Annotated in this window: 10 protein-coding genes; 9 read left to right on the forward strand and 1 reads right to left on the reverse strand. The window is 65.6% G+C overall.

The genetic code is table 11. From position 1 onward, the window contains the following. Positions 1–213: 213 nt before the first annotated feature. A complete protein-coding gene (locus tag DESPIGER_RS08910; protein WP_072335752.1) occupies positions 214–1650 on the reverse strand; it encodes a M23 family metallopeptidase in 1437 nt (478 codons plus the stop codon). Between the two features lie 272 nt (positions 1651–1922). Here DESPIGER_RS08910 and DESPIGER_RS08915 point away from each other — a divergent pair, with 272 nt between their 5' ends. The 9 genes from DESPIGER_RS08915 (at position 1923) to aspS (ending at position 16331) form a co-directional block, all read left to right on the forward strand. After that, positions 1923–3158, forward strand: a complete 1236-nt coding sequence (locus DESPIGER_RS08915) for an MFS transporter (RefSeq protein WP_162273859.1) — start codon at positions 1923–1925, stop codon at positions 3156–3158. Between the two features lie 287 nt (positions 3159–3445). After that, on the forward strand, positions 3446–4798 hold the full coding sequence (locus DESPIGER_RS08920) for a helix-turn-helix domain-containing protein (protein ID WP_072335760.1): 1353 nt from the start codon (positions 3446–3448) through the stop codon (positions 4796–4798). A 102-nt stretch (positions 4799–4900) separates the two neighbouring features. Continuing rightward, positions 4901–6055 (forward strand): DNA polymerase III subunit beta, encoded by a 1155-nt coding sequence (gene dnaN, locus DESPIGER_RS08925; protein ID WP_072335763.1) that lies wholly within the window; start codon positions 4901–4903, stop codon positions 6053–6055. Continuing rightward, a complete protein-coding gene (gene gyrB / locus DESPIGER_RS08930) occupies positions 6055–8454 on the forward strand; it encodes a DNA topoisomerase (ATP-hydrolyzing) subunit B (protein WP_072335765.1) in 2400 nt (799 codons plus the stop codon). The genes dnaN and gyrB overlap by 1 nt, the downstream gene beginning before the upstream one ends. An 18-nt stretch (positions 8455–8472) precedes the next feature. Further along, positions 8473–8784: a hypothetical protein gene (locus tag DESPIGER_RS08935; RefSeq protein ID WP_072335768.1), complete on the forward strand. Its 312-nt coding sequence runs from the start codon at positions 8473–8475 to the stop codon at positions 8782–8784. Between the two features lie 102 nt (positions 8785–8886). Then, positions 8887–11442, forward strand: a complete 2556-nt coding sequence (gene gyrA / locus DESPIGER_RS08940) for a DNA gyrase subunit A (RefSeq protein ID WP_072335771.1) — start codon at positions 8887–8889, stop codon at positions 11440–11442. Positions 11443–11778: 336 nt separating this feature from the next. After that, positions 11779–13188 carry an amidophosphoribosyltransferase gene (purF, locus tag DESPIGER_RS08945; RefSeq protein ID WP_072335774.1) on the forward strand — a complete coding sequence of 470 codons (1410 nt, stop codon included), beginning with the start codon at positions 11779–11781 and terminating at the stop codon, positions 13186–13188. 15 nt (positions 13189–13203) lie between these two features. After that, on the forward strand, positions 13204–14475 hold the full coding sequence (gene hisS, locus DESPIGER_RS08950; RefSeq protein WP_072335777.1) for a histidine--tRNA ligase: 1272 nt from the start codon (positions 13204–13206) through the stop codon (positions 14473–14475). Further along, complete coding sequence (gene aspS / locus DESPIGER_RS08955; protein ID WP_072335780.1) at positions 14475–16331, forward strand: aspartate--tRNA ligase; 1857 nt, start codon at positions 14475–14477, stop codon at positions 16329–16331. Before hisS ends, aspS begins: the two co-directional genes overlap by 1 nt. Positions 16332–16338 lie beyond the last annotated feature (7 nt).

Consider the following 16338-nt stretch of genomic DNA (forward strand, 5'->3'; position numbering starts at 1 on the left):
TGCCCCAGCACACAGCCCCTTCACAGGGGCTTTTGCTTTTCAGGAGCGGGACAGGCCCCCGGAGAAAGTACATTTGGAGGGGGATGGGGGCCCGGGAGGAAGGTCCCCCCTTTGGGCACTGGTCAAAGGGGGGACCTTCCCCCCAAAAACGAACGCCCCGTGCATGGCACGGGGCGTTCCTGCCGGCGTACTGCCCAAAAAGCATCGTGGCCGCTACCTGGCGGAAGGCGCCACATCGTCCGGGGGCACGATGCTGTCCACATCATATTCCAGCAGGGACGTATGGCCCAGCAGCAGGGCGCGTTCCTTTTCCACGGTCTTGCGGAACCTGCCCAGGGAGGCCTTGCGCACGCCTTCGCCGCGCGGGTTGATGGCCTTGGCCGGATTGACGAACTTGCCGTTCTGCCGCAGGCGGAAATCCAGATGCGGCCCGGAGGAAAGGCCCGTGCTGCCCACGAAGCCGATGACCTGGCCCTGGCGCACGCGCTGGCCGTTGCGCAGGCCGCGGGCATAGCCGGACAGATGGGAATACATGGACTCCAGCCCGGCCGAATGCTTGATGATGACCTGGTTGCCGTAGCCGCCGGCCCAGCTGCGCCGGGTGACCACGCCGTCGCCCACGGCCTTGACCGGCGTGCCGGTGGGCGCGCCGTAGTCCACGCCCAGATGCGGACGGCTGTAGCCCAGGATGGGATGCTTGCGGTTGTGCGAAAAACGGGACGTCACGCGGGTGAAGGCCAGCGGCGCCTGGAGCAGGGTCTTGCGCAGGTTCTCGCCCCTGGCGTTGTAATGCTGCGGCCGGTTCGTGCCGTCGTGGAACAGATAGGCCTCATAGGTGGTGCCCTTGTTGGTGAAGTGGGCGGCCAGCACACGGCCGTAGCCCTTGTACTCGCCGTCGCGGTAGCGCTTTTCCACCAGCACCTTGAAGCTGTCGCCGGGCTGGAGGTCGCGGATGAAGTTGATCTCCGAGCCGAACAGGTTGCCCAGGGCCAGGGCCAGTTGCGGGCTTTCGCCGATGTCGGCCACGGCCTGGAACAGGTTGTCGTCGATGGAGGCTTCCACCTGGGCGAGGGTGGTCACATATTCGATGGCCTCCACGCGGGCCACGGGCTCTTCCACCCCTTCCACCACCAGACGGCGGCGGGCGTCGATCTCGTACTCGAAGCGCTTGAGCTGGCCGGAAGCGGGGTCCACCACGATGGTGTAGGGCTGGCCGGTGCGGAAGGCCCGCATGGAAAAGACCTGCCGGGCGGCGCTCACATAGGGATGGGAGCCGGAGGCGGTGTTGCCTTCGATGATCTTGCTGACGGTGTCGCCCTTTTCCACCGTACCGTGGACCACGGCCTCGCCGTTGATGATCTCTGCCCCTTCGGGCAGGGGCACCGCGGGCTGGACCTCCTGGTCCGCCGCGGCCTCTCCATCGGGAGCGGCGGGAGCATTTTCCTGCCCGGCGCCCTCCGTCCCCGCCTCGGGGAGCTCCGCCTCCCCATCCCGGGCCGGGGCCTCCGCGGCCTGTTCCGTCACGGCCGGGCCGGGCGCCGTATCTGCATCCTTCGTGCTCCCGGGCAGGTGGGCGATGCCCAGCTGCCCTGCCAGCAGGCCGAGGAGGATCACGAGGACGAAAAAGACTGCGAGTCCTGTTTTTTTCATGCGGTACACTCCAAACAGTATGGCATATATCCTGCGCGCCCGTCAGTTGTCCAGCAAGGGGCCCGGCCGGCGAGGACAGCGGGGCCCCTGCCGGGCCCCCCGGAGGGATGTTCGTTGTGTCAATATGTGCAAAAATATGATAACTTGCTGAAAAATAAAAAAATAATTAAAACACCTTCTCTTGATTTTCTTGCGGCTGCCGTATAGATGTTGCTCACGCAACAAACAATCTCATCACAGCAGCGCCGCAGGACGCTTTCGTGGAGCCTTTCGTGTCTTTGCATCTCTCCTACAAAAAATGGCTGTTCTTCGTCCTTTCCTCAGCCTATCTGGTCGTTTTCATCCAGAATGTGGCCATCACCGTCGTCACTCCCGATGTCATGCAGGACCTCGGGCTCTCCTCCGGCGACATGGGCCTGCTGGGTTCCGCCTACCTGTACGCCTATGCCCTCACCCAGGTCTTTTCCGGCATCCTCTCCACCCGTTTCGGCCCGCGGCGCCTGCTGAGCTGCCAGTTCCTGGTGGCGGCCCTGGGCGGCTTCCTGTTCGCCACGGCCCACAGTCTGCCCCAGGCCGTGGCCGGGCGCCTGCTCAACGGTCTGGGCATGGCGGGGGTCATGTCCTCGTCCTTCACCCTGTTCAGCCGCTGGTTCGCGCCCGAGACCTTCTCCCGTCTCTGCACCCTGTTCTTCATCGCGGGCGGCATGGGCGGCCTGCTGGCCACCACGCCGCTTTCCCTGGCCAACCACTGGGTGGGCTGGCGGCTGGTCTTCCTGGCACTTTCCGTGCTGACCTGTTCCCTGACCGTCATCATCCATGCCGTGGTGCGGGACTGGCCGCCCCATCTGGCCGCCACCGGCAACGGCATCCGCCTGGCCGACGTGCTGCGGGACGTGGCCGCCATGGCGAAGCAGCCCGACTTCTGGAAGATGATCGTCTGGTATCTGTCCCTGCCGTCGCAGTACTTCGTGTTCCACGGCCTCTGGGGCGCGGTCTACCTGGGCGGGACCTTCGGCCTTTCGCCCAGCCTCATCGGCAACATCCTGGCCATGGGCGCCGTGGGCTTCATCGCCGGGACGCCGCTTTTGACCTGGATCAGCGAGAAGCGCCTCAAGTCGCGCCGCAAGACCCTGGTCCTGGCCAGTCTGCTGGCCTGCGTCTCCGCCGCGGCCCTGAGCCTGGGCAGCGACAGCCTGGGCGTGCCCCTGCTGTTCGCCGTCTCCCTGGGCCTGGGCATCGCGGCCAACGGTCCCTGCCCCGTGGGCTACGCCACCGGCCGGGAGCGCTTCGGCGACCGCATGGTGGGCAGCCTGAGTGGCATCCTGGCTTCATCGGTCTTCGTGGGCGGGGCCCTGCTCCAGCTGCTCTCCGGGGCGCTGCTCTCCTGCGCCCAGCAGGCGGGCCTGCCCCATCCCTGGACATGGGCCTTTGCCCCGCTGGCGCTCCTGGCCGCCGTCAGCGCGCTGGCCGCCTGGCTCCTGCCCGAGACATTCGTTGATAAAAAGTAATTTATACAACATGTTACAAAAGATACGCACAAAGGTGTCATAAGTGACACTACTTGTGTCCCCGCCCCCGGCAGTCTGTACAGGCAGGCTGCTGGGGGCTTTTGTCCTGCGCAGCCGTATCCCCCCACACAGAAGGAGGCAAAAAAGCTTACCGTCCAAATGCACGCCTTCCTGACCCATCCGTCGTGCCGGAGAACCATACGCACACTTGTTTAGCTGACGTTTTTATGCTATCAAAACATCTTTGCGACGACCGGAAGATGGTCCCGGATCGCAAGGGGCCGCCCATGACAGATGCACATGTTTCCCTTCAGGATTTTCGCCGCCGTCTGCGCCGGCATCTGCCCGGCGGCCCGGATGGCGGGGGAGCGCCCTGGCTGGACGGCCTGGTCATGGAACACCTCCCGTCCGGCAATGTGTTGCGGATCACCTTTCCCCACATCTACTTCGCCCGCTGGTTCACGCCGCACGAAACGGATTTTTCGGCAGCCGTGAACGCCGCCTGGCCGGATGACGTGGCCCCCCGGCTGGAATATGTCCTGCACGGGCAGCCCCTGCCCTGGCGCCCGGCGCCGCAGGCGGCCCCGTTCCGCATCCCGGACATCCTGTTCCTCCATGCCGGCGGCAGCGGGGACGACGCGCCGCTGCCCAGCGGCGCCCGCAATGCCTTTCCCCTGGCCCTGGCCAGGGCCGTCGTCCTGCGGGAGCCCGGACACAGCCCCTTTCTGCTGCATGGTGAAAAAGGCACGGGCAAGAGCCATCTGCTGCACCATATGGCCGCTGCCCTTGCCCGGCAGGGCCTGCGGGTCATCCTGGCCCCGGCGGCCCGCTTTTTTCGGCACTGTCCGCCGGGGGAACAGACGGCGCTCCTGTTCTGGCAACAGGCCGATGCCCTGTTCCTGGACGATATCCAGGCCCTGGACGGGCAGCCCCGTGCCCAGCGCCTGCTGGCGGCCCTGCTGGCGCACCGCCCCGACGCGGCCCCGGCGGTCCTGGCCCTGGAGGGCGGCCCCCATGTGCTTGGAACGTGGGAGCCCGGCCCCGCCGCCAGCGTCCGGCGGCTGCTCTCCGCCGAGCTGACCCCGCCGGACATGGAAGCCCGTATGCGCTACCTGCAGCAGTGCTGCCGGGAGAACGCCCTGGACCTGCCCCGCGAACACCTGCGCCTCATGGCACGCCGCGCGGCCCATTTCCGGGGGCTGCGTTCCCTGCTGCTCCGGGTCAAGGCCGCCTGGGGAGAGGGCGCCGCCGCACGCCCCAGCCTGGACGATCTGGAGCGTCTGGCCCGTACGGGCCCGGTGCAGGCCTGCCATGCCGGACACGAACAGATCCTGGCCGAGGCCGCGCGCTGCTGTGACGCCGCCCCCGCCGACATCACGGGCACGGGGCGCCACGCACGCCTGGTCATGGCGCGGCAGGCGGCCATGTACGTCTGTCGCCGTCATCTGGGCCTCTCCTACCCCGAACTGGGACGGGCCTTTGGCGGACGCGACCACAGTACCGTCATCCATGCGGTCAAAAAGATTGGAAAAATGCTGGAAAGTAACAAAGATGTGCAACGCCTTGTCGCCAGACTGGAGAAATGCGCACATCAGGAACAGCCGGACAGCCCCTCCGGGGACGGACTGTTCAGGACGTAGACGGGCAGTGCTTAAAGGCATGCTTAAAAAATCAAAGGAAAACAGCTTGTTGCATAGGTTCTGCACAAAAGCACAGGCATCAATTATTACAAGGATTCTTTTATGAAACTTTCTGTTAATAAAGAACAGATCATCGAAGGCCTGCAGAAGGCGGCGGCCATCATCCCTGCCAAGGCAGGAGCCGCCTACCTGCGTTCCATCTGGCTCAAGGCCGAGCAGGGCAGCCTGTCCATCATGGCTACGGATGCCAACATCGAGTTCACCGGCCGTTACCCCGCCGAAGTGAAGCAGCCGGGACTCATCGGCGTGCAGGGCCGTGCCTTCGTGGATCTGGTGCGCCAGCTGCCCGCGGGCGTGCTCCAGCTCACCCTAGACGAGGGCACCGGCAACCTGCTGCTGGAACAGGGCCGCCGTACCTACAAGCTGCCCGTAAGCGGGGCCGAGTGGTTCCAGAACTTTTCCGAATTCCCGGCCGAGACCCCGGTGACCTGGTCGGGGGACTTCCTGCAGGACGTGCTGGACCGCGTGGTCTTCTGCATCAGCGACGACGACGCCACCGACGCCATCACCTGCCTGTACATGAAGCCCTGCGGCAACGGCCGTATCGACGTCTGCGGCCTCAACGGCCACCAGTTCGCCCTGGTCTCCTTCACCCATGACGACCTGGCCGCCCGGCTGCCCGAAGAAGGCGTGCTGATCCAGAAGAAGTACCTGCAGGACATGAAGAAATGGCTGGGCGTGGACGAGATCGAGCTCAACATCACCGACAAGCGCCTGTACCTGCGCACCCTGGACGGTGCCGAGAGCCTGTCCGTGCCGCGTGCCGGGCATGACTATCCCGACTACACGGTGTTCATGAGCCGCCTGGAAGGCGACGGCGTGAGCCTGCTCACCGTCAACCGCAAGGAAGCCATCGAGGCCCTGGGCCGCATCCAGATCTTCAATACCGACAGCGACCGCTGCGCCTACCTCGACCTGGGCGACAACGAAGTGCGCCTCTCCGCCCAGGGACAGGACACCGGCTCGGCCAACGAGAGCCTGGAAGTGACCTACCGTGGCGACATCAGCCGCATCGCCTTCCCCACCCGCAACCTCATGGACGTGCTGGGCCATTTCACCTCGCCCAGCGTGGACATGATCCTGACCGGCGCCGAGGGCCCCTGCGGCATCCGCGGTGCCGAAGACAACGAGTACACGGTCATCATCATGCCCATGAAGATTTCCGAATCCACCTATTATAGCGAGGAAGATGTTTAATGGCTCCTGACATGGCCTCCAGCTACGACGCCTCATCCATTACCATTCTCGAAGGGCTGTCCGCGGTGCGCAAGCGCCCGGCCATGTACATCGGTTCCACCGACGTGCGCGGCCTGCACCACCTGGTGTACGAAGTGGTGGACAACTCCATCGACGAGGCCATGGCCGGCTTCTGCACCCACATCACCGTCATCCTGCACGCCGACAACAGCGTCACCGTGCGCGACGACGGCCGCGGCATCCCCGTGGACATCCATCCCAAGGAAGGCGTGCCCGCGGTGCAGGTGGTCATGACCAAACTGCACGCCGGCGGCAAGTTCGACAACAACAGCTACAAGGTCTCCGGCGGCCTGCACGGCGTGGGCGTGTCCTGCGTCAACGCCCTGTCCGAGTGGCTGACGGTCACGGTGCGCCGCGACGGCAAGCGCTACCGCCAGCACTATTCCCGCGGCGTGCCGCAGGACCAGCTGACGGTCATCGGCGAGGCCGACGGCCACGGCACCACGGTGCGCTTCCAGCCCGACGAACAGATCTTCGAGGTGCTGGAGTTCTCCTACGACACCCTCAAGAAGCGCTTCGAGGAGCTGGCCTACCTCAACAAGGGCCTGTACATCGAATGCATCGACGAGCGCACCAGCGAGACCCACGTCTTCCACGCCGAGGGGGGCATCCGCCAGTTCGTGAGCGACCTCAACTCCGGCCAGCAGGGCATCCACCCCATCATCACGGCCGAAGGCGTGGTGGACAATGTGACCATCGACTTCGCCCTCCAGTACAACGCCGGCTACAAGGAGACCATCCTCACCTTCGCCAACAACATCCATACCAAGGAAGGCGGCACGCACCTGGTGGGCTTCCGCACGGCGCTCACCCGCGCCATCAACGGCTATGTGAAGAACCAGCCGGACCTGACCAAGAAGCTCAAGGGCACGGCCCTGTCGGGCGACGACGTGCGCGAGGGCCTCACGGCCGTCATCAGCGTCAAGCTGCCCCAGCCCCAGTTCGAAGGCCAGACCAAGACCAAGCTCGGCAACAGCGAAGTGGCCGGCATGGTGGCCGGCATGGTCTATGACAGGCTCACGGTCTACTTCGAGGAGAACCCCAAGGACATCCGCCTGATCATCGACAAGGCCGTGGACGCCGCCCGCGCCCGCGACGCCGCCCGCCGCGCCAAGGAACTGGTGCGCCGCAAGGGCGCGCTCTCGGACAATTCCCTGCCCGGCAAGCTGGCCGACTGCCAGAGCAAGGACCCCGCGGAATCCGAACTGTTCATCGTGGAAGGCGACTCCGCAGGCGGCTCCGCCAAGCAGGGACGCAACCCGCGCAACCAGGCCATCCTGCCCCTGCGCGGCAAGATCCTGAACACCGAGCGCACCCGCTTCGACAAGATGCTGGCCAACAAGGAAGTGAAGGCCCTCATCACGGCCATGGGCGCGGGCATCGGCGAGGAGGACACCGACCTCGACAAGCTGCGCTACCACAAGATCATCATCATGACCGACGCCGACGTGGACGGCGCCCACATCCGCACCCTGCTGCTGACCTTCTTCTTCCGGCAGTATCAGGAGATGGTGGAAAAGGGCTACGTCTACATCGCGCAGCCGCCCCTGTACCGTGTGCACAACGCGCGCATGGAAAAGTTCATCAAGGACGACGCCGAGCTCAACGAGTTCCTGCTCAACCGCGTGAGCGAGGACGTGGCCGTGGTGGCCGCCAACGGGCGGGAATACACGGGCCGCGACCTGATCCGCCTCATGGAGACCATCGAGAAGATCGAGCTGCGCGTGGCCGATGCCGAGAGCACCGGCATGCCCCGGCCCCTGTTCCTGGCCCTGGCCACCTATCCCCGCGCCGTGGACCGCGAGCTGCTGGAGGCCCGCGATGCCGCTTTCCTGGCCTGGCTGGAGAAGCACGACTACGTCCTGAGCCTGGAGAGGGAACACAGCGAGGACGAGGACGAAGGCCGCGTGTTCGCCGTGTTCGAGAACACGGGCAGCCACCACACCCGCCGGGGCATGGAGTTTTTCGCCTCCCGCCTGTACCGGCAGACCTGGCAGCTGTTCAGCGACCTGCGCGAACAGTGCGGCGGGCTGGACTTCAGCCTGCGCCGCAAGGACAGCAGCAGCCAGGCCGGCGACGTGTTCGGTCTCATGCAGATGACCCTGGACGAGGCCCGCAAGGGCATCAACATCCAGCGCTACAAGGGTCTTGGCGAAATGAACCCCGAGCAGCTCTGGGTGACCACCATGAACCCCGAGAACCGCGTGCTGCTGCAGGTCTCGGTGGAGGACGCCAACGAGGCGTCGGATGCCTTCGAGGAACTCATGGGCGACCGGGTGGAGCCCCGCCGCGAATTCATCGAACGCAACGCCCTGAGCGTGCAGGATCTGGACATCTAGCCGCCGGAGGGACGACGCATGCAGGATACCGGCAAGGAAAGGAAGAGCTGCCTGGGCTGCTCCATCATCGCCGTCTGCGGCTGGCTGGTCTGCGCGGCCATGTGCCTGTGGCTGACCATCTCGCTGGAAGGCTATCCCCGGGCCTACAGCCTGGCCTATCCGGCGGCCATGGCGGTGCTGTTCAGCAACATCTTCGTTTTCATCTTCACCAGCTCCCGCTGCGCGGGGGACGTGCGCCGTCTCCTGCCCGCCGTGATCCGTGTCTGCTTCGGTGAGGGGACCATGCTGCTGCTGGTCTGGCTCTGGGGCAGGTACTGGCTGGCCGCCTGAGGACGTTCCCCGGCGGGGGCCGCCCGGCGGCTCCCCCGGCACACCCTTTGGGAAAGAACACGGGACCCGCTCCCGACCTGATATTTTACCTGCGAGGCAAACGTGTCTGAACAGAACAGCGGCACACAGCAGCCGCAAGTCAGCATTGAGAAGGAACTCCGCAAATCCTATCTGGAGTATTCCCTTTCGGTCATCATCGGGCGCGCCATCCCCGACGCGCGCGACGGCCTCAAGCCCGTGCACCGGCGCATCATGTACGCCCAGTACGAGCTGGCCAACAGTTACAACCGTCCGCACAAAAAATCGGCGCGCATCGTCGGTGACGTCATCGGTAAGTACCACCCCCACGGCGACAGCGCCGTGTACGATGCCCTGGTGCGTCTGGCCCAGGATTTCTCCATGCGCGACCCGCTGGTGGACGGGCAGGGCAACTTCGGCTCCATCGACGGCGACGCCGCGGCCGCCATGCGTTACACGGAAGTGCGCATGTCGCGCCTGGCCGGCGAGTTCCTGGCCGACATCGACAAGGAGACCGTGGACTTCCGGCCCAACTACGACAACACCCTGCAGGAGCCCTCGGTGCTGCCCACCAAGGTGCCCAACCTGCTGCTCAACGGTTCGTCGGGCATCGCCGTGGGCATGGCCACCAACATCCCGCCCCACAACCTGGGCGAGCTGTGCGACGCCCTGCAGATGCTGCTGGACGATCCCCAGTGCACCATCTCGGACCTCATGGACGTGGTCAAGGGCCCGGACTTCCCCACGCGCGGCTTCGTCTACGCGGGCAAGGGCCTGTCCGACGCCTACCACACCGGTCGCGGCACCGTGAAGGTGCGCGGCCGCCTGGAAGTGGAAGAGCGCAAGAAGGGCCTGCAGGCCATCGTCATCCGCGAGATCCCCTTCGGCCTCAACAAGTCCTCGCTGGTGGAGAAGATCGCCGGCCTGGTCAATGAGCACAAGATCGACGGCATCTCCGACCTGCGCGACGAGTCCGACCGCAAGGGCATCCGCGTGGTCATCGACCTGAAGCGCGGCACCATCCCGGACATCGTCATCAACAGCCTGTACAAGTACACGCCGCTGGAGACCAGCTTCGGCATCAACATGCTGGCCGTGGTGGACAACCGTCCCGTGCTGCTCAACCTCAAGACGGCCCTGTCCTGCTTCGTGGACCACCGCCGCGAGGTGGTCATCCGCCGCACCCGCTACGACCTGCAGAAGGCCGAGGCCCGCGCCCATATCCTGGAAGGCCTGCGCATCGCCATCGACCACATCGACGAGGTGGTGGCCCTGATCCGTGCCTCCGCCAGCCCGGACGAGGCCCGCGCCGGCCTCATGCGGCGCTTCGAGCTCACCGAGGTGCAGGCCCGCGCCATCCTGGACATGCGCCTGCAGCGCCTGACCGGCCTGCAGCGCGAGGAGCTCATGGCCGAATACCGCGAGCTGCTGGAAAAGATCGAGTTCTTCAAGTCCGTGCTGGAGAACCCCGAGGTGCTGCGCTCCGAGCTCAAGCGCGAGATCCGCGAGATCCGCGAGACCTTCGCCACGCCGCGCCGTACCGAGGTGCTCACCGACGCCCTGGGCGGCATCGACATCGAGGACCTCATCCCCGACGAGGAAGTGGTCATCACCCTGTCGCGCCGCGGCTACATGAAGCGCACCAGCCTGGAGAACTACCAGCAGCAGAAGCGCGGCGGCAAGGGCATCGCGGCCCTGCACACCTCCGATGACGACTATGTGCAGGAGTTCTTGACCACCACCAACCACCAGTACCTGTGCCTGTTCACCAACAAGGGCCGCATGCACCAGCTCAAGGTGCATCAGGTGCCCGAGGGCAGCCGCACGGCCAAGGGCGTGCACATCAACAACCTGCTGCCCCTGGAGGAAGGGGAGTGGGTCACCACGGTGCTGGCCGTGCGCGAGTTCGCCGAGGACAAGTACTTCCTCTTCGTGACCAGGCGCGGCATGGTCAAGCGCTCCTCGGCCTCGCTCTATGCCCGCTGCCGCAAGAGCGGCCTCATGGCCGTGGGCCTGCGCGAGGACGACGAGCTGGTGGTGGTGCGGCCCATCCGTGAGGACAGCCACATCGTGCTGGCCACGGCCGACGGCTATTCCATCCGCTTCGCCTGCAAGGACGTGCGCCCCATGGGCCGCGTGGCCACGGGCGTCAAGGGCATCGCCCTGCGCCGCCAGGACGTGGTGGTGGCCGGCGTCATCCTCAAGGAGAACGACCAGACCACGGAGATCATGTCCATTTCCGCCAACGGCTTCGGCAAGCGCACCCGCGTGGACCTCTACCGCCTCCAGTCGCGCGGCGGCAAGGGCATCATCAACTTCAAGGTCACGTCCAAGACCGGTCCCGTGGTGGGCGCCATGCCCGTGCGTGACAATGACGGCCTCATCATGCTGACCTCGGCCAACAAGGTGGTGCGCATCAGCGTGGACGATGTGCGCAGCAAGGGGCGGGCCACCATGGGCGTCATGCTGGTGCGCCTGGACGAAGGCGCGCATGTGGTGGGCTTCGACCGTGTGGACGAAGGCGGCCAGACCGGCAGCCGCATGGATGATCTGGAAGAGGGGGACGACGCGCCCGAAAGCGCGGCGGCAGCCCGGGAGAGCGCTCCTGCGGAAGCGGGAGCGGATGACGGCAACGAATAGACATGCGGCGCGGCGCCCCCGGGGGTGCCGCGCCCTTTGGTTCCGGTCCCCGGCGGCAGCCGCCGGAGCGGCCCCGGCCAGGCACGAGGCGGGGGAGGCCCGGCCGCGCGTCTTCCGGGGGCCCTGTCCGGGACAGGGCAGGCGTCAGGGGAGGAGCGGCGCGGGCGCGGACTTGCATTGCGCGGCCCGCCGTTATATGACACGCCCTTTGTACCGCCGTGCGCCGGCCGGCCGCCTTGGCTGCAAGGCCGGCCCCGGAGCGGTGGGAGGGAAGACGGTCCCGCCGCAGGGCGGAGGAGACAACAACGCATTTTGCGCTGGCAGTGAGGAAACGCTATGATTCGCCACGAGTGTGGTCTTTTGGGTATCTACGGTCATGAGGAAGCGGCGCGCCTGACCTATTTCGGTCTGTACGCCCAGCAGCATCGCGGACAGGAGAGCGCGGGCATCGTCACCATCGACGAGAAAGGCCTGCTGCACGAGCACAAGGGCATGGGCCTGGTGCCCGATGTCTTCGCCGAAGCCAACCTGCAGGCCCTGCCGGGCACCATCGCTCTGGGCCATGTGCGTTACTCCACCACGGGCCGTTCCGCGGCACGCAACGCCCAGCCCTTCGTGGCCCACTACAAGGGGCTGGACATCGCCATCGCCCACAACGGCAACCTGGTGAACACCATGGAGCTGCGCGAGGAACTGGAGAACGACGGCGCCATCTTCAGCACCACCAACGATACCGAAGTCTTCATGCACCTCATCGTGCGCGCCCTGCGCGGGCATGACCTGGTGGACGCCATCCGCGAAGCCTGCGCCCGCGTGCGCGGCGCCTACTGCCTGCTGGTCTACGCCGGCGGCACCATGGTGGCCGTGCGCGACCCCTACGGTTTCCATCCCCTGGCCCTGGGCCGTCTGGACGGCGCGCCGGTGCTGGCCTCCGAGACCTGTGCCTTCGACCTGCTGGAAGCCGACTACGAGCGGCCCATCCAGCCCGGCGAGATGCTGATCATGGACGGCAAGGGCGAACGCAGCGAACAGCTGCGCGGCCCCCTGCCGGAACGTCCCCGCCAGTGCATCTTCGAGCTGGTCTACTTCGCCCGTCCCGACTCCTTCGTCTTCGGCGAGCAGGTCTACCAGTGCCGCAAGCAGATGGGCTGGCAGCTGGCCCACGAGTCCACCCCCGACGTGGACTTCATCATGCCCTTCCCCGATTCCGGCGTCTATTCGGCCGTGGGCTTCGCCCAGTGCGCCGAGCTGCCCTACGAGCACGCCATGATCCGCAACCACTACGTGGGCCGCACCTTCATCCAGCCCACGCAGAGCATGCGCAACTTCGGCGTGCGCGTGAAGATCAATCCCGTGCGCTCCATGATCGAAGGCAAAAAGATCTGCATCGTGGACGACTCCATCGTGCGCGGCACCACCATGATCACCCGCGTCAAGAAGCTGCGCGAGCTGGGCGCCAAGGAAGTGCACATCCGCATCAGCTGCCCGCCGGTGAAGTTCCCCTGCTTCTACGGCATCGACTTCGCCTCGCGCGGGGAGCTCATCGCGGCCAAATACAGCCTGCCCGAGATCACCAGGATGCTGGACGTGGATTCCCTGCATTACCTGAGCATCGACGGCCTGCTGCGCTCCGTCATGCAGTCCGACAGCTACTGCCTGGCCTGCTTCGACGGCAAGTATCCCGTGCCCTGCCGCGAGTCGGGCAAACTCCGTCTGGAATGCGGCGGCTGCTGCGGCAGCCGTTAGTCCGAGGTTTTTCACATGGCTGTTATCGCTAATCGTATCAAGGGCTTTGCGGACATGTATCCGCCGCAGAGCACGCTGTTCACCCGCATGGAGAATACCGCGCGCGAGATCTTCAGCCGTTACGGCTTCGTGGAGCTGCGCACCCCCGTGCTGGAATACACCGACCTGTTCAAGCGCTCCATCGGTGAAGAGACCGATGTGGTGCAGAAAGAGATGTTCACCTTCCCGGACCGCAAGGGCCGCATGATGACCATGCGCCCCGAAGCCACGGCCGGCGTCATGCGCGCCTATGTGGAAGACGCCCGCTACAGCCGCGAGTCCGTGAGCCGCCTGTTCACCACCGGCCCCATGTTCCGCTACGAGCGTCCCCAGAAGGGCCGCATGCGCCAGTTCCACCAGATCAACTGCGAATGCCTGGGCTCCCACAGCCCCTATGCCGACGCGGACCTGATCATCATGCTCACGCGCTTCCTCACCGCGCTGGGCCTCAAGGACCTGACGCTCAAGCTCAACTCCCTGGGCTGCGCCCACTGCCGCCCGCTGTTCAAGCAGGCCCTGGTGGACTATCTGCACCGTCAGGACTGCTGTGACCAGCTGTGCGAGGACTGCACCCGCCGCATGGAGACCAACCCCCTGCGCGTGCTGGACTGCAAGCAGGAAAAATGCCGCTGCGTCACCGACGCGGCGCCCCGCCTGCTGGACTACAACTGCCCCGAGTGCAAGGAACACTTCGACACCGTGCTGCGCCTGCTGGACGCCGCCGGGGTCACGTACGAGATCGACCACCGTCTGGTGCGCGGTCTGGACTACTATTGCCGCACCACCTTCGAGGTGGTAAGCGGAAGCATCGGCGCGCAGGCCGCCGTGGCCGGTGGCGGCCGTTATGACGGCCTGGTCAGGAGCGTGGGCGGCCCAGACGTGCCCGGCGTGGGCTTTGCCTGCGGCATGGAGCGCCTGGCCCTCATGCTCGGGGACGAAGAAGCCCCCCGCCCGGATTTCTATGCCGTGGCCATGGACGCGCAGAGCCGCGACCTGAGCTTCGGCCTGGTGCAGCGCCTGCGCGGCCTGGGCCTCACGGGCGAGATGAATTTCAGCGACGCCGGTTTCAAGGGCCTGATGCGCCAGGCGGGCAAGTCCAATGCCCGTTTCTGCTGCATCATGGGCCCCGATGAAGCGGCCGCCGGCGCCGTGGTCGTCAAGGACATGGACAGCGGTGAGCAGCAGACCCTGTCCCTGGATGCCGCGGCGGACTTCCTTGCTGCCAATTCTGACAATGGGAAAAAATAATGACTGAACAGACGCAAAGCCTGGACGTGCAGCAGGAGCACCAGAAGTTCATCGAAGACCTCGGCGACTGGACCCGCAGCCACACCTGCGGCCAGCTGACCCTGGACAACGATGGACAGACGGTCTGCCTCATGGGCTGGGTGCAATACCGCCGCGACCACGGCGGCCTCATCTTCGTGGACCTGCGTGACCGTGAAGGCCTGACCCAGGTGGTTTTCAGCCCTGATATCGCTCCCGCCGCGCACGAGAACGCGCACATCCTGCGTTCCGAATACGTGCTGGCCATCAAGGGCGTGGTGCGTCCCCGTCCCGAGGGCATGACCAACCCCAACCTGGTCACCGGTGCCATCGAAGTGGTGGTGCACGAGTGGAAACTGCTCAACACCTCCAAGACCCCGCCCTTCGCCATCGAAGATCGCTGCGACGCCGGTGAGAACCTGCGCCTGGCCTGGCGTTATCTGGACCTGCGCCGTCCGCGCATGCAGGCCAACCTGCGCCTGCGCCACAAGGTGGCCCAGGCCATCCGCCGCCAGCTGGACGACGACGGCTTCCTGGAAGTGGAGACCCCGGTGCTCACCAAGTCCACGCCCGAAGGCGCCCGCGACTTCCTGGTGCCCAGCCGTCTCAACCCCGGCCAGTTCTACGCCCTGCCGCAGTCGCCCCAGCTGTTCAAGCAGCTGCTCATGGTGGGCGGTTTCGACCGCTACTTCCAGATCGTGCGCTGCTTCCGTGACGAAGACCTGCGCGCCGACCGCCAGCCCGAATTCACCCAGGTGGATATCGAGATGAGCTTCGTGGACGAGGAAAAGGTCATGACCATGGCCGAAAACCTCATGGCCCGCGTGTTCCACGACGTCATGGGCATGGACATCCCCCGTCCCTTCCCGCGCATGAAGTACGAAGAAGCCATGCGCCGCTACGGTGTGGACAAGCCCGATACCCGCTTCGGTCTGGAGCTGGTGGACATCACCGACATTGTGCGCGGTTCCGGCTTCAAGCTCTTTGCCCAGGCCAAGCTGGTCAAGGCCATGAAAGTGCCCGGCGGCGAATCCATGACCCGCAAGGAGATCGATGCCTACACCGAGTTCGTCAAGATCTACGGCGCCATGGGCCTGGCCTGGATCAAGATCAAGGAAAACGAGTGGCAGTCGCCCATCGCCAAGTTCCTGTCCGAAGAAGAACGCGCCGGCATCCGTGAGGCCCTGGACCTCCAGGTGGGCGACATCGTCTTCTTCCAGGCCGGCGAGCCCGCCATGGTCAACGCCGCCCTGGGCAACCTGCGCGTGCACCTGGGCAACCAGCTGGGCCTGATCCCCGAGAACACCTTCAACTTCCTGTGGGTGACGGAATTCCCGCTGTTCGAATACAGCGAGGAAGAAAAGCGCTATGTGGCCTGCCACCATCCCTTCACCTCGCCCGCGCCCGGTCATCTGGAGATCATGAACAGCGACCCGGCCCGCGCCCTGGCCCGTGCCTACGACATGGTGCTCAACGGCAACGAAGTGGGCGGCGGTTCCATCCGCATCCACTCCGCCGAAGTGCAGCGCCACATGTTCCAGGCCCTGGGCTTCACGCCCGAGCAGGCCGAGGCCCAGTTCGGCTTCCTCATCCAGGCCCTGGAGCACGGTGCGCCGCCGCACGGTGGTCTGGCCTTTGGTCTGGACCGTCTGGTCATGCTGCTTTCCGGCGCGCCCAGCATCCGCGACGTCATCGCCTTCCCCAAGACCCAGAAGGCCACCTGCCTGATGACCGAGGCGCCCTCCACGGTGTCCGCGCGTCAGCTGCGTGAACTGGGCCTGCGCCTGCGCGAGACCGATAGGGAAGCCGCCAAACCCGCCGAGAACGCCCAGGCCTAGCGGGAGG

It is taken from the genome of Desulfovibrio piger (assembly GCF_900116045.1).
In the GTDB taxonomy this organism is placed as follows: Bacteria; Desulfobacterota; Desulfovibrionia; order Desulfovibrionales; family Desulfovibrionaceae; genus Desulfovibrio; species Desulfovibrio piger_A.

What these genes read in the sequence shown, in the direction of transcription:
- DESPIGER_RS08910 (WP_072335752.1), bottom strand. Translation starts at nt 1,650, where the DNA reads ATGAAAAAAACAGGACTCGCAGTCTTTTTCGTCCTCGTGATCCTCCTC.
- DESPIGER_RS08920 (WP_072335760.1), top strand. Translation starts at nt 3,446, where the DNA reads ATGACAGATGCACATGTTTCCCTTCAGGATTTTCGCCGCCGTCTGCGC.
- dnaN (WP_072335763.1), top strand. Translation starts at nt 4,901, where the DNA reads ATGAAACTTTCTGTTAATAAAGAACAGATCATCGAAGGCCTGCAGAAG.
- gyrB (WP_072335765.1), top strand. Translation starts at nt 6,055, where the DNA reads ATGGCTCCTGACATGGCCTCCAGCTACGACGCCTCATCCATTACCATT.
- DESPIGER_RS08935 (WP_072335768.1), top strand. Translation starts at nt 8,473, where the DNA reads ATGCAGGATACCGGCAAGGAAAGGAAGAGCTGCCTGGGCTGCTCCATC.
- purF (WP_072335774.1), top strand. Translation starts at nt 11,779, where the DNA reads ATGATTCGCCACGAGTGTGGTCTTTTGGGTATCTACGGTCATGAGGAA.
- hisS (WP_072335777.1), top strand. Translation starts at nt 13,204, where the DNA reads ATGGCTGTTATCGCTAATCGTATCAAGGGCTTTGCGGACATGTATCCG.
- aspS (WP_072335780.1), top strand. Translation starts at nt 14,475, where the DNA reads ATGACTGAACAGACGCAAAGCCTGGACGTGCAGCAGGAGCACCAGAAG.